At 36.2% G+C, this 14,318-nt stretch carries 14 protein-coding genes; 4 read left to right on the top strand and 10 right to left on the bottom strand.

Annotation, left to right across the window (positions count from 1 at the left end; genetic code table 11):
• Nucleotides 1-20 precede the first annotated feature (20 nt).
• From AC59HC_RS05155 to AC59HC_RS05140, 4 genes are read right to left on the bottom strand one after another with little or no spacing between them, the layout of a single operon-like run.
• Nucleotides 21-1,178, bottom strand: a complete 1,158-nt coding sequence (locus tag AC59HC_RS05155) for a DUF4350 family protein (protein ID WP_411414616.1) — start codon at nt 1,176-1,178, stop codon at nt 21-23.
• 11 nt (nt 1,179-1,189) lie between these two features.
• Nucleotides 1,190-1,981, bottom strand: coding sequence for a DUF4129 domain-containing protein (locus AC59HC_RS05150; RefSeq protein ID WP_429816852.1), 792 nt, complete (start codon nt 1,979-1,981; stop codon nt 1,190-1,192).
• On the bottom strand, nt 1,974-2,936 hold the full coding sequence (locus AC59HC_RS05145) for a DUF4013 domain-containing protein (protein ID WP_202840799.1): 963 nt from the start codon (nt 2,934-2,936) through the stop codon (nt 1,974-1,976). The genes AC59HC_RS05150 and AC59HC_RS05145 overlap by 8 nt, the downstream gene beginning before the upstream one ends.
• Nucleotides 2,920-3,903 (bottom strand): stage II sporulation protein M, encoded by a 984-nt coding sequence (locus tag AC59HC_RS05140; RefSeq protein WP_123278486.1) that lies wholly within the window; start codon nt 3,901-3,903, stop codon nt 2,920-2,922. The genes AC59HC_RS05145 and AC59HC_RS05140 overlap by 17 nt, the downstream gene beginning before the upstream one ends.
• A 28-nt stretch (nt 3,904-3,931) precedes the next feature.
• Between AC59HC_RS05140 and AC59HC_RS05135 the strand changes: the two genes are divergently transcribed.
• Both AC59HC_RS05135 and AC59HC_RS05130 read left to right on the top strand, forming a co-directional pair.
• On the top strand, nt 3,932-4,681 hold the full coding sequence (locus AC59HC_RS05135; RefSeq protein ID WP_429816855.1) for an RDD family protein: 750 nt from the start codon (nt 3,932-3,934) through the stop codon (nt 4,679-4,681).
• 132 nt (nt 4,682-4,813) lie between these two features.
• A complete protein-coding gene (locus tag AC59HC_RS05130) occupies nt 4,814-5,104 on the top strand; it encodes a GNAT family N-acetyltransferase (protein WP_202840804.1) in 291 nt (96 codons plus the stop codon).
• Here AC59HC_RS05130 and AC59HC_RS05125 read toward each other — a convergent pair.
• The 5 genes from AC59HC_RS05125 to smpB all read right to left on the bottom strand — a co-directional run bounded on the left by AC59HC_RS05125 (nt 5,093) and on the right by smpB (nt 9,830).
• On the bottom strand, nt 5,093-6,064 hold the full coding sequence (locus tag AC59HC_RS05125) for a glycosyltransferase family protein (RefSeq protein WP_202840806.1): 972 nt from the start codon (nt 6,062-6,064) through the stop codon (nt 5,093-5,095). The two genes, AC59HC_RS05130 and AC59HC_RS05125, sit on opposite strands and share 12 nt — an antisense overlap.
• Nucleotides 6,065-6,889, bottom strand: a complete 825-nt coding sequence (locus AC59HC_RS05120; protein ID WP_110008582.1) for a UDP-2,3-diacylglucosamine diphosphatase — start codon at nt 6,887-6,889, stop codon at nt 6,065-6,067.
• Nucleotides 6,890-6,946: 57 nt separating this feature from the next.
• A complete protein-coding gene (locus AC59HC_RS05115) occupies nt 6,947-7,687 on the bottom strand; it encodes a YebC/PmpR family DNA-binding transcriptional regulator (protein WP_076596963.1) in 741 nt (246 codons plus the stop codon).
• 95 nt (nt 7,688-7,782) lie between these two features.
• A complete protein-coding gene (locus AC59HC_RS05110) occupies nt 7,783-9,294 on the bottom strand; it encodes an OmpA family protein (protein WP_110008580.1) in 1,512 nt (503 codons plus the stop codon).
• Nucleotides 9,295-9,371: 77 nt separating this feature from the next.
• Entirely contained in the window at nt 9,372-9,830 is a 459-nt protein-coding gene (gene smpB / locus AC59HC_RS05105; RefSeq protein WP_047427948.1) for an SsrA-binding protein SmpB, read from the bottom strand.
• A 121-nt stretch (nt 9,831-9,951) separates the two neighbouring features.
• Between smpB and AC59HC_RS05100 the strand changes: the two genes are divergently transcribed.
• Entirely contained in the window at nt 9,952-11,574 is a 1,623-nt protein-coding gene (locus AC59HC_RS05100) for an ABC-F family ATP-binding cassette domain-containing protein (RefSeq protein WP_429816864.1), read from the top strand.
• Nucleotides 11,575-11,653: 79 nt separating this feature from the next.
• Here the strand turns inward: AC59HC_RS05100 and AC59HC_RS05095 are convergent, their stop codons facing one another.
• Complete coding sequence (locus tag AC59HC_RS05095; protein WP_202840808.1) at nt 11,654-12,466, bottom strand: M48 family metallopeptidase; 813 nt, start codon at nt 12,464-12,466, stop codon at nt 11,654-11,656.
• A 110-nt stretch (nt 12,467-12,576) separates the two neighbouring features.
• Between AC59HC_RS05095 and recJ the strand changes: the two genes are divergently transcribed.
• Nucleotides 12,577-14,289 (top strand): single-stranded-DNA-specific exonuclease RecJ, encoded by a 1,713-nt coding sequence (gene recJ, locus AC59HC_RS05090; RefSeq protein WP_202840810.1) that lies wholly within the window; start codon nt 12,577-12,579, stop codon nt 14,287-14,289.
• Nucleotides 14,290-14,318: the final 29 nt, after the last annotated feature.

Here is a 14,318-nt window from a genome sequence, read left to right as displayed (position 1 = left end):
AGGTTATTTCTATTGTTATATTATTTAAGTATTTCATCAAGGAGCTTATTGATCCTTGTAAGGTCTTCTTTCATTACACTGGCGTAAGGATCCTGGGCTTTTTTGATAAGCGCTATTGCTTCGCCAATCATTTCTACGGGTTTACCAGTTTTCAGATGTAATTTTTTTGCAAATTCTTCATCTAGATGCTGGGTATCTATCAACAGATCCATTCTTACCTTGTTTAGGAAATATTGAGCTTTCTTGGCCATCATATCATGGAAATCGCCTTCCTGAAGATACAGATTTCCAATGCTTTTCACAAAATCCAGGGAAGTATTTCTCAATGGTTCTGTTACTGGGACTATCCTCTGTTTCCTTTTTGCATTAAAGAAGATAAAAAGAATAAGCCCTCCTAAAAATACCCACCATGCATATTTTAAAGCCGGATTTGACAATATAAATCTCATGAAAAAGCGTGATTCATAGCTTTTGTTTGAGACAAACCAAAGGGTTTCCCTATCCTGAAGATATGAAAATACGTCCTGAGCATATTTTACATTTCCGGGTTTTAGAAGATAATAATTCGTAAGGAAAAGAGGTTCTGTATGAGCATAGATATATCCTTTACCAAACTTTACTTTAATAAAATTGGCCTGATCTGTATTCTTCTTCTCAACGGTTTTCCCCAGTACTTCCACTCCCGGTTTTATGAATGAGAATCCTCTGCCCGACGGAAATTTATCCAGCTTAATAAAATCATTCTGAAATTTTTTGTCGGTAAGCTTCAAAACATTTTCTTCTTCAAAGGAGATCTCTGAATCATAGTATCCGATACTGTCTGAAATTTCTTTAGGCATACGGGTTACCATCAGAAATGCATCTGAGCCTTCAGATATCTGAGTCAGAATTTTATGCCAGGACTCTCTGTCAAGATTATTTTCAATGATGACAATATTGTGAGCCTGTTTTTTATGCTGGCTGTAATATTCGTAAGGAACCTGCTCAATCTTCTTCAGCTTATTTTTAAAAAGATTGTTGGCTTCTTTATTGAAAACAAACAACCCGAACGGAGATTTTTCGTTGATATCAAAATTCTTCCGCCAGTCTGTTGTTTCTTTTTTGTTAACTTCAAGCAATGCCAGAACAATCATCACAATGACGAAAATTACAGCATATGTTTTGAAAGTTTTATTCATGGTTATTATTGTTATGGTTTAAAGGCCTGATATTGATTTTTAAATTTCCGGTAGCTCTCTTCATCAATACTGAATTCTCCATACCAGACATAATCAAAAATATAGGACAGATCAGAAAAGTCATTCTTCAGGTGGGCAGCTTTTAACTCTGCAGTATAATCTTTATTAGTTTTTTCCGGATTCCAGGTGATCAGTTTTTTATCACTCAGTTTTTTAAGAACAAACAGGAATTGATACCGAACTGCGGAACGATAATCTCCTGCGTGTTCAAATTTCGCGATACTATCAGGAAAATTAATTTCATGGATATTCTCATGAAGTTCCTGCACATTAAGATCCAGCTTTTTATTCTTTTTACCAAAAATAAAATTCCCATCTTTTCCCATGATATATCTGATGATGAAATAAAGCAGAAATCCTACAAGAATAATGGCAAACAGTCTGATAAGAACCGTAGTAAGTTCTGCCGACTTAGTGAGTGCTGTATCTCCAAAGATCCCCTGTATGATCTGATTGATCTTCCGCATCAGTTTTTGAAAGAAAGATTCTCTCGGCTTTGAAACGGAATAATCAAACTCATTTCCTTTATATCTTGACGGAATATTCTCTTTAAACGTTTTCGGGTACACTTCATTCTCCGATACCGGATATTTCATCAGTACAGAATCTGCACGCAGCATATTTCTGTAATGCCCGGTAGTGTACAATGAATCTACCAGATCATCAGAAGCAGGAGGGTTATCCTGAGCATGAACCAGCCCGGGAGAAAAGAAAAGCAGTATGAAAAAAAGAGTTTTATTCATTGATTCCAATCGTGTCTATTTCGGCCAATTCAACTTTCTGGTGAAGATCTGTTCTGCTGTCATAATACATTAATCCCGCATTCACATACATAAGGTTGGAAAGAAAAAATGAAAGTAACATAGAAACTCCATAGAATACAAAAAAAATGATTCCGGCAGTTCCGGTAAAAGGATTCTGTTCAAAATTTCCGTCCGGTGTAGAGGTAAGCAGTGATCCGTAAAAAAACATCATCGGAATAAACGTAAAGATAGACGTTATAATGTACATGATAATAAACATCACAAATGCAGCTCCCCAATATTTCCAGAAGGGTGATTTTTCACTTCCATTGGGATAAGAAAACTGAGAACGCAAAGCATAGCTCAAGCTTTCCCAGAACCCTCGGTCCGAATTAAAATAATCATACATCAGAAATGTAGTAAAATTAAATATCGTAGGATAAAGAAGCAGGATAAGGAAGAAACCGATAATGATAAGAACCAGAATATAAGAAAAACCTACTACAAATAAGATTGCCGGAGTAACGATAAAGATCATTCCCAGACATAGTTTTCCAATTCTTCCGGCATTGTTTTTAAAGTCACCGAGAATTTCATCAGTCTTTATTTTTTCTGCTCCCTGTGCAATTCTTTTTAAATAAAAAACAGGATACAGATAATTGACAATCATCAGGACCATGAAAAGCAGGAAAGTCAGTAATCCTACTGTGATCAGCATTCCGGAATTTTCTGAAAAATACTGTTCAAAATAATAGGTTTCACCTCCAAGATTAGATCCGAATATCTGTGAAAACAGCTCCTTATAGCCGAAAATAACAACAGTAACCATTAAGATCAAAAGCAAGCCATTGATCAGAATATAGTTTTTGAAATAATTCTTTCCGTATAATTTGAAAAAATTGAAACTGTCACTGATAAAAGTTCCAAAATCTCTTTTTTTATAAAATTGTATCATTGATGTGTTTATTAGTTTTTTTGTAAACAACAGACGGATATACAAAATAGTAGTATCCAATAATTGCAAGTGAGCCAAAAATGATGATAAGGTTTAAAATTAAAGGCATCTTCAATGCATGTCTGGTGACATATCCTTCTATAATCCCTGCACAAATAGTGAAAGGGACAGTACTTAAAAATATTTTAAATGAATCTTTAAATCCTTTTTTAAACGAGTTAAATCTTGAAAATGTTCTTGGAAATAAAATAGACGCGCCCAGAATCAATCCACACATCGCTTCTACTACCATCGCAAAAATTTCAAAAACCCCGTGAAGCCATATTCCTCTTGCACTGTCTTTCAATGCTCCGTAATCATAGAAGAAATATTGAAAAGCTCCCAGCATCACACTGTTGGAAAGCAGTGCAAACAATGTTCCCACTCCCCCGGCAATTCCGTAAATATATAATTTTGCTCCAACCTGAATATTATTAAAGATAATTCCGATGGTGCTTCCCCAAGTGCTTCCGCTCTGATAAACGCCTACGGCATTATTATTTTTAATATTTTCGATCGTTTCATTCACATACCCTTCCCCTAGTATAATATTCACAAAGCCTTTATCATAAATGGCAGAAAGCACTCCTATTGATGTAAACAAAATGAAAAAGAGAAAGGCATACATCAGATATCTCCGGTATTGATACATCAGCAACGGAACTTCAGTTTTGAAAAAGTAAATCAGCCTGTTCTCCTCTACCCTTTTTGTTTTATAAATCTTCTGAAAAATCTGGGCAGATAAATGGTTCAGATAAACGGTAGTATTACTTTTGGGATAATAAGTCTGGGCAAAAGAAAGGTCATTGATCAGGTTTATATACAATGAAGACAGGTCATCAGGATTTTTTTTAATTTTCCCTTGAATAACCTGTTCGATTCCCAACCATTTTTCTTTATTTTGTTTAATGAAATAAACTTCTCTCATAATTATTAAGGCTAAAATAATAAAAAATATGTCTCAAATTGCGATAAATACCTCACAAAATGTAAATATTAGTTTTACTATTGCAGGTATAGGAGAAAGGATGCTTGCCTTCATTATTGATCTTCTGATCAGGATTGCTTATGTAGTTGCTATCCTGTATCTGTTCTTCAATATTCTTGATTTGGGATATCTTCTGAATGGTCTTGATGGCTGGTCGATACGTGCGGTATATCTTGTCCTTACCTTTCCTGTTTATATTTATCCTCTTGTATTGGAAAGTTTGATGGAAGGCCAGACTCCCGGTAAAAAACTCATGAAAATAAAAGTGGTGAAAATTGACGGTTACCAGGCCAGTTTAGCAGATTATATGATCCGGTGGATTTTCAGAATTGTAGATGTTTCATTTGCCGGAGTAGTAGGACTTATTTCTATGATTGTTTCTAAAAATAATCAGCGTTTGGGTGATATCGCTTCCGGAACAGCTGTGATCTCCCTAAAAAATAGCATTAATATTTCTCATACAATACTGGAGAATATCCATGAAAATTATATTCCCTCTTTCCCTCAGGTGATTGCTTTGAGTGATAATGATATGAGAATTATCAAAGACAATTATACCAAAGCATTGAAAGCAGATGATCGCCAGATCATCAGTAAACTATCCGATAAAATTAAAAGTATTCTGAAACTGGAAATAGATCCCACTAAAATGACGGAAAGACAGTTCATCGGTGTAATTATCAAAGATTATAATTATTATACGGGGAAAGATAATTAGGTAGGCAATGGTTAATTTTTCTTCGCAAGTGAATGGTCAATTTGAAAAGTGTTGAGCGAGATTGACAGCAACACTTATTGCTTATGCAAAGCTCGGTTCAATTTTTGTATCTTTAAACTAAAGTCAAGAATCATGAAATTTGAAAACAATAAATCCGGGAACGGCGGAGTTATCACTTTAAATAACGAAATAAAAGAAGTCGGAAGGCTTACCTATACCATTTTCCCTGAAGATCATAAACTGATTATCTCTTTTGTTTTGGTACACCCGGAATTTGAAGGAAGAGGAATGGGAAAATTCCTTGTGGAAGAAGCCATTAAATTTGCCAGAGAAAACAATTGGAAAGTATACCCGCACTGTTCGTATGCAAGGTCTGTGATGATGAGAATGAGTGATGTGGCCGATATCTTTTTAAAGAATTAAAACCTCGTTTACCAGGATATCTTCAATATCATCCGGATAATCTACTTTGAGATGATGATCTGATGCTACCCACTCCATAATTTCCTGAAGATTTAACACCTTGGAATTGGGAATTCCCATTTTATCCAGAGCACATGCATTGCATTCCTGCTCATATTGATTGTGGATAGGAATCACAAATAGTTTCTTATCCATAAATAATGCTTCTGCCGGGGTTTCAAAACCTGCATTGCATAAAATTCCGTCACAGCCTTCAAAATATTTCAGGTACTGACTTTCATCAATGGGAAATACTTCTACATTTTTTATTTTCACCTGTACTTTGCTGTATTTTGAAAAAACTTTCCACTCCACAGGGATTTTTCTTAAAACCTTAATGATATTTTCATCCGCAAAACTCGGAAGATAAACAAGATAATATCCCTGTTTGTAAGGATTAAGGTTTCTGATCTTTCTCCTGATGACAGGTTTTTTGATCTGTGGATGGTAATTTTCAAAATGAAATCCTATTTTTTTTTCGCTGGGAACGTAATATTTCAAAATCATTTCTCCCAGAAAATCTTTTTCCTTTGGTTTGGGTGTTTCAGGAAAACTCATAGAAGCCTGATGGCTGAGTTCTATCAACGGAAACTTTTTCAATTTGGAAGCCCAGCCTGTCAGAGGTTCGTAATCATTAATAATTAAATCATACTGTGACAGCTCTAGTTCTCTGATTGTTTTAGCGGCTTCAAAGAATTTATTTTCGGTAAATGTTTTTCGGTAAGATAGACCTCCTGTTTTATTATAAAGAAGGGAAATGCCTCTGTATTGAAAGTTAATGTCAAAATCAGCCTTCAATTGCGATTGATGGCCACTGATCAAGGTGTCTACAGACGCATGCTTTTTGAGAAGAGGAATAATTTCCTGTGCCCTGGCAATATGCCCGTTTCCGGTACCCTGGAATGCATACAGAATCTTCATTTAAGAAAAATTAGTTACAATTTTTAAAAGATCAGAATTATCCATCTCCGGGATTTCTTCTGCTTCATCATCTTTCAGTAAATGTTTATGTTCATCATAATAAAAAATCTTCCATTGTTTATCATGATATTCCAAAGCAGAAAGATTTTCTATCCAGTCACCGGAATTCAGGTAAGTACAGGATCCTTTTTTATTAACAACCTCGCGGATCTGTGGCTGGTGGATATGCCCGCATACCACATAATCATATTGGTTATCAATGGCCAGCTCTGAAGCTGTCAATTCAAAATCCCCGATATATTTTACCGCTTTTTTCACATTGTTTTTGATCTTTTTGGAAAATGAGTATTTCTCTTTACCCATTTTTTCCAGGAACCAATTTACAACATTATTGATGATAATAAGAAGATCATAACCTTTTCCGCCAAGTTTGGCGATCCATTTGGAATGCTGGACGGATGCATCGAAAACATCCCCGTGAAAAATCCAGGTTTTTTTCTGATCGATATTCAGACAGATCTTGTTACAGACTTTAAGTTTTCCCAGTTCAAAATCTGTGAACTTACGGAACATTTCATCATGATTGCCTGTAATGTAATAGACATCTGTGTTTTTGGTAGCCAGTGAAAGTATCTTTCTGATTACCTTCAAATGAGGTTTAGGGAAGTAAGACTTTTTAAACTGCCAGATATCGATAATATCACCGTTTAAAACTAAAGTTTTAGGCTGGATCGAATTGAGATATCTTAGCAATTCTTTAGCCTTACATCCATAAGTTCCCAAATGAACATCCGATATAACAACTAATTCAACGTTTCTTTTCATAGTTTTGCACAAAGAAACTAATTGAAAATTAACTGTATATGAATGCTATATTATTTTTTATAGAGAGTTCATCAGCTCTTCTGTGATTTCCATGTTGTGGTAAACGTTTTGCACGTCATCATCTTCTTCGAAACGCTCAAGCATTTTCATATTCGCTTTGAACTGTTCTGCGTTCACTTCTTTCGTATTATTTGGAATTCTTTGAAGTTCTGCACTTTTTGCTTCAATTCCAAGCGCATCCAATTTGTGAGATAAAGAACCGAAATCTTCAAAAGCAGTGGTAATCATTACTTCTTCTTCATCTTTTTCTACATCTTCTGCTCCTCCGTCAATCATTTCCATTTCAAAATCATCCCAATCCATTTTGATCTGAGCCAAATCTATAGTGAAAATACCTTTTCTGTCGAAGATAAATGCCAATTCCCCGTTCTTACCAAGGTTACCATCAAACTTATTGAAGATAGCTCGTACATTGGCTACCGTTCTTGTAGTATTGTTTGTAGTACATTCTACAAAAAAAGCAACACCACCTTGTCCGTAACCTTCATAAGTGATCTCTTCATAGTTTTCTGCATCTGCACCGCTTGCCTTTTTAATTGCTCTTTCAACATTATCCTTAGGCATGTTAGCCCCTTTTGCGTTTTGGATACATCTTCTCAAGGCAGGATTAGATTCAGGATCTGTTCCTCCAGCTTTTACAGCCAGTGCGATATCTTTTCCTATTTTAGAGAATGTCTTGGCCATCTTGTCCCATCTGGCCATTTTAGAAGCTTTTCTATATTCAAATGCTCTTCCCATTTTAATTTTTAAATTTCCAACAAAATTACTCAAAAGTCCACAAAAAAAAAATACCTCCAATCAAATTGGAGGTATTCATTATTTAGAAAAATTAATTATTTTTTCTTTTTAGCAGCAGCTTTTTTCTTAGCTGGAGCTTTTTTAGTAGCTTTTTTAGTAGCTTTTTTCGCTGGAGCTACAACATCAGATTTCTGATATTTGTTCCACTCACTGTCATCACCAATGTATCTAACAGTTACTTTTCTATCAGCTTGTCTTTCAGCATCAGAAGCAGATTCTGCAACTTTAGCATTTTGCTCACCAATACCAACTGATTTTAATGCGTTGATATCTACACCTCTTGCATCTAAAGCAGCAACTACAGAAGCAGCTCTTTCTTTAGATAATTTCAAGTTGTAAGCATCGCTTCCTTTTTTGTCAGTTTCACCAACTAATAGGAATCTACCTCCGTCTTTCTTAATGATTTCAGCAGCAGTATCTAAAGCTCCTTTAGATTCAGGCTTGATTGTAGCTTTGTTGAAATCGAAGTATACACTCTTAAGGTTTTTCTCAACATCAGTAGCTGTTACTTCTTTTGGTTTAGGACATCCGTTGTATTCTGGAAGACCTGGAACAGTAGGACAAGCATCATCTTTATCTAAGATACCGTCACCGTCTGTATCTGGCCAAGGACAACCGTTGTTTTCAGCAGGACCTGCTACTGTAGGACAAGCGTCATCTTTGTCGATTACACCATCACCGTCAGTATCTGGCCAAGGGCATCCGTTGTTTTCAACTGGACCAGCCACTTCTGGACATTGATCGTCTTTATCTGGAACTCCGTCACCGTCAGTATCAGGACATCCTTGGAATTCTGGTAAACCTGGAGTATCTGGACAAAGATCATCTTTATCTAGGATACCATCCTTATCTCTGTCTCTGTTTCCGAATCTGAATAAGATGGAAGCAGAAGCTTGCCAGAAGTTAGCAACAGTAGATTTGTCACCTGGAGTTGATACATAATCTCCCTGAACACCAAGACCGAAGTTCTTAGTTACCCAGAAGTTAGCACCAGCACCTGTAGCTACAGTAAAGTGGTTAGCTTTACCGTTTTCGTTACCATCCTTACCGTTAGTTACAGTTTCGATTGGGTTACCGTTATCATCAACAGATGTTCTAGGGAAAGTAAGAGCTGTATAGTCATGTCTTAAGTAGTTAGCACCAACTCTTAAATATGGATCAAACCAAGATTCTTCGTTCCATAAAAGACCTGCAGCGTGAGCCTGGAAACCAAGACCTGTCATTAGGAAAAATTCTTTCCCCATGTTGAATCTTTTGTTTTCAACATTTCCAACAGAAGTTTGCCAGTCAATTACTAAACCTTTACCAACGTTTCTAGCAACTGTTAACTTAGATAGTGGAGGTGTAATAGAAAAGTTGTTCACATTGAACATACTTTTTGTCAAATTGTTAGCAGAGAACGTATTACTGAAGTTACTTCTTGCTGCTACGTGGTTTTCAGCATGAGCACCAACTCCGATTAACCACGGATTGTTGGTAGTCTGTGCGAAAACAGTAGAGGCAACAGTAAGCGCCAATGCTGAAATTCCTAATTTTAGATTTTTCATAGAATTAAATGATTAAATAATTGATAATGCAAAATAAATATAATTTTTCTTTATATACAAAGTTTTTCAAATGATTTTTAACTTTTCTTTAATATTCTGTCGAGGTTCCGTTTATTTTCTCTATCTTTTATCGCCTCTCTTTTATCGAAAAGTTTTTTCCCTCTACCAAGCGCTATGAGCACCTTTGCTTTCCCTCTATCAGTGATATATAATTTTAAAGGTATTATGGTGTTCCCGGCATCCTTTAACTTTTTTTCAAGTTTTTGTAATTCTTTTTTGTGCAAGAGCAATTTCCGTTCCCTTTTTGTTTTGTGATTGTAAAAAGTTCCCAATTTGTACTCATCAATCATCATGTTGATGATGTACAATTCCCCATCAATAAACTGACAGAACGATTCTGTGATAGATGCTTTGGATGAACGTAAAGATTTTATTTCGGTACCCGTTAAAACCATTCCGGCTTCATATTCTTCAAGAATTTCATATTCAAAACGGGCTCTTTTGTTTAATATGTTAACTGTTTTCTCAATCTTCATCATTTTAAAATTTCGTTAATGAAATATATAAAAAATACCGTACATTTAAAAACTTGACTATTATATTATTACAAAATACCCAAATTCTTTTCGTATTTTTGCGCCAAATTTACAAAACTATATGTTAACAGTATCTAACTTATCTTTACAATTCGGGAAAAGAATTCTTTTTGACGAGGTAAATATTATGTTTACCAAAGGAAACTGCTACGGAATCATCGGAGCAAACGGTGCGGGAAAGTCTACATTCCTGAAAATACTAACAGGAAAGCAGGATCCTACAACAGGGCATGTATCTCTGGAACCAGGGAAAAGAATGTCAGTTTTGGAACAGGATCACTTTGCTTATGATCAGTTTACAGTTCTTGAAGCTGTTTTAAGAGGTAATAAGAAATTATTTGAAATAAAAGAGGAAATGGATGCGTTATACGCAAAAGAAGATTTCTCTGACGAAGACGGTATTAAAGCCGGTGAACTAGGTGTAATTTATGACGAAATGGGTGGCTGGACTGCAGAATCTGATGCTCAGACTATGCTTTCTAACGTAGGAATTACGGATGATATGCACTGGCAGCTGATGAGTGAACTTGAGAACAAAGACAAGGTAAAAGTTCTTTTGGCTCAGGCACTTTTCGGAAATCCTGACGTATTGATTCTGGATGAGCCTACCAACGACCTTGATATCGATACCATCTCATGGCTTGAAGACTTCCTTGCTGATTATGAAAACACGGTAATCGTTGTATCTCACGACCGTCACTTCCTTGATACGGTTTGTACACACATCGGTGACCTTGATTATTCTAAACTTAACCTTTATACAGGTAACTACTCTTTCTGGTACCAGGCTTCTCAATTGGCAACAAGACAAAGAGCTCAGGCCAACAAGAAAGCTGAAGAGAAGAAAAAAGAACTTCAGGACTTTATTGCACGATTCAGTTCCAACGTTGCCAAAGCAAAACAGGCTACTGCAAGAAAGAAAATGATCGACAAATTAAATATTGACGATATTAAACCTTCTTCAAGAAGATATCCTGCTATTATTTTCGAAATGGAAAGAGAAGCAGGAGATCAGATCCTTGATGTAAAAGGTCTTGAGAAAACAAAAGACGGGGAATTATTATTCTCTAATGTTGATCTAAACCTTAAGAAAGGAGATAAAGTAGCAGTACTTTCTAAAAACTCTTTAGCTATCACAGAATTCTTCGAAATTCTTGCTGGAAATGTAGAAGCAGACAAAGGAACTGTTGCATGGGGAGTAACAACCAACCAGTCTCACATGCCTTTGGACAACACCAACTTCTTCCAGGAAGACCTTAGTTTAGTTGACTGGTTGAGACAGTTTACAAAAAATGACGAAGAGCGTCATGAAGAATTCGTAAGAGGATTCTTAGGAAGAATGCTGTTCTCAGGAGATGAAGCTTTGAAATCCTGTAAAGTACTTTCAGGGGGTGAAAAAATGAGATGTATGTTCAGTAGAATGATGCTTCAAAAAGCGAACGTTCTTTTATTGGACGAACCTACCAACCACTTAGACCTGGAGAGTATCACAACCTTGAACAACTCTTTATCCAACTTCAAAGGAAATCTTTTACTGGCATCTCATGACCACGAAATGCTTTCAACAGTCTGTAACAGAATCATCGAATTGACTCCTTCCGGAATTATCGACAGAGAAATGACTTACGACGAGTATCTTGCGGATAAAAAAGTAAAAGAATTAAGAGAGAAAATGTATTCTTAATCTGAACAACATTAAAATCTATATAAAAACACCTCAAAGCAGTGCTTTGAGGTGTTTTCGTTTAAACAATAAATAATATTTATTTCGTCAATTTTGCAGCAGGTAAAGTAACCGTTCCCGGATCTTTCCATAAGCCTTCTTTCTCTGCTTTCTTTTTGATAGATTCAGCTCTCTTGTTGCTATCGGGGTGAGAATTGAACATCTTTTCAAAATTAGTCTGTGTACTTCCCTGTGAAAGTAAGGCTAACTTTTTAAAAGCTGTATATGCTCCTACCACATCATACTTATTGGCCTTCATGAAATCATATGAATAAGTATCTGCTTCAGATTCCTGCTTTTTGCTGTGCGAAGCATCTAAAAATGCATTCGCCATCTTCCCTATCTGACTTTCATTTAGTGAAGCTACATCTGACGAAGCTGAGGAAGCAGCATCTAATGCAGCCGCCTTCAGATAAGCCGATTTCATAGCATCTTTGGTATCCTGATTCTTTACGTGCCCGATCTCATGTCCGATTACGGCAAGCAGTTCATTATCAGTCATAATATCCATTAAGGAAGAGAATACACGTACACTTCCGTCTGCACAGGCAAACGCGTTGATATCTTTTACTTTATAAACTTTATAATTAAGGTTCAGACCATCCTGAGATTTGTGTTTTCCAAACAGCCTGTTCAGTCTCACAGTGTAAGGATCTTTCGGTCCTGCTACAGGATTATTTTTATCCATCCACTCTACTGATTCTTTGGATAATTTAATAGCATCTTCGTTGGTAAATGTTAAGGCTTTTGCACCATTTGAAACCATTCCGGCTGCTTTGCCAAGATTAATTTTCTGTGCGTTGATCGAACATGCTGTTCCCAGTAACAGAAAGCATAGAGTAATTTTTTTCATAGTCATTTAAAATTTTGGAGCACGAAGATAGCCTTTTTTTAACAATTATTAAGTCAAAACTTCGTTTCAGTTCTTCCCTGAATGCTATTTTTTTTCCTTATTTTTGTGAAATGAGTCAAAAATGGATTTACAAGCCTGAACCCGATGAGGAAGTTGTGGACAGACTAAGTTCGTCACTTGGTTTTGGTACTTTTGAATCTAAAATCCTCGTTCTTAGGGGAATTGACAATTATCAAAAGGCCAGAGAATTCTTCAAACCGAACCTTAACGATATCCACAACCCTTTTTTAATGGCAGATATGCAAAAAGCTGTAGAGCGTATTGCTACCGCCATTGAAAACGGTGAAAAAATATTGGTATATGGTGACTATGATGTGGACGGAACCACAGCGGTTGCTTTAATGTACCTGTATCTCAGCAAAATTGTTGAGAAAAAATATTTAGATTATTATATCCCGGACAGAAATTCTGAAGGATATGGAATTTCCACGGAAGGAATTGATTTCGCCAAAGAAAATGGTTTCTCATTAATCATTGCTCTAGACTGTGGAATCAAGGCACTTGATATGATCAACTATGCCAGCAATCTGGGTATAGATTTTATTATCTGCGATCATCACCTTCCGGGTGAAGAGATTCCAAACGCTGCAGCTGTTCTTGATCCTAAAAGAAGCGACTGCCGCTATCCTTTCAAGGAACTTTCAGGATGCGGGGTTGGCTTTAAGCTTTGCCAGGGACTGAATACCATTTATAAATTACCGGAAGCAGAATTATTTGAACTGACCGATCTTCTGGCGATCTCCATTGCAGCAGATATTGTTTCGATGACAGGTGAAAACAGAGTGTTGGCTAAAATGGGATTAAAAACCTTAAGGAAGACCAGAAATCTTGGGTTACGATTATTGATTCCGGAAGATAAACTTTCTCATTTTGAAATTTCCAATATCGTTTTTGAAATAGCTCCCAAAATTAATGCTGCCGGAAGAATTTCTCATGGTAAAGCAGCTGTAGAGCTTATGGTTTCCGACAATCTGAAACATGCCAATCAGATTGTGAATGATATTATGAACCTCAACGATGAAAGGCGTGAACTGGATATGAATTCCACCCTTTCGGCCCTCAATCAGATTATAGAATCCCAGCAGGAAACCAAACATACGACTATCGTTTATCATCCTGAATGGAATAAAGGCGTTATCGGTATTGTAGCCTCAAGGCTTATTGAAACCTATTATAAACCCACACTAGTTTTTACCGATGGTAATAACGGAGAAATGGTAGCTTCTGCAAGGTCTGTTTCTGATTTCGATGTACATGAAGCTCTTGATATGTGCTCTGAATATTTCCTTAAATTCGGAGGCCATCATGCTGCTGCCGGACTTTCGATGGAAAAAGATAAGTTTGATGCCTTCAAGGAAAAATTTGAAAGAATTGTTTCTGAAAAAATCCAGGAGCACCAAAAGGAACCTTCTATTACGATTGATACGGAAATAAGAATTGACGAAATCAACAGAGAGTTTATCAATTTCCACAGAAAACTGGCGCCATTCGGGCCTCATAATATGAAGCCTATTTTTACATTAACCAATCAGAAGCTTTCCGGATATGTAAAAACCATGGGAAAAGATAATAATCACCTGAAGTTTTATATCAAGCAGGAATCTACGGGACGAAATATTGAATGTGTCGGATTCAAACTCGGACAGTTTGCTGAAGATTTTAAAAATAAAAATTTTGATCTTGCTTTTACCCTGGAAGAGAATCACTGGAAAGGCAATGTCACTCATTATCTTAATATCAAGGATGTAAAATTCAGGGGTTAGGATTTAGCAATAAGGGAATAGGAGAATCA

The organism is Chryseobacterium sp. DZ-32, assembly GCF_059587025.1.
Note: the sequence above shows the minus strand (reverse complement) of the source record. Positions and strands in the feature narration are given on the sequence as shown.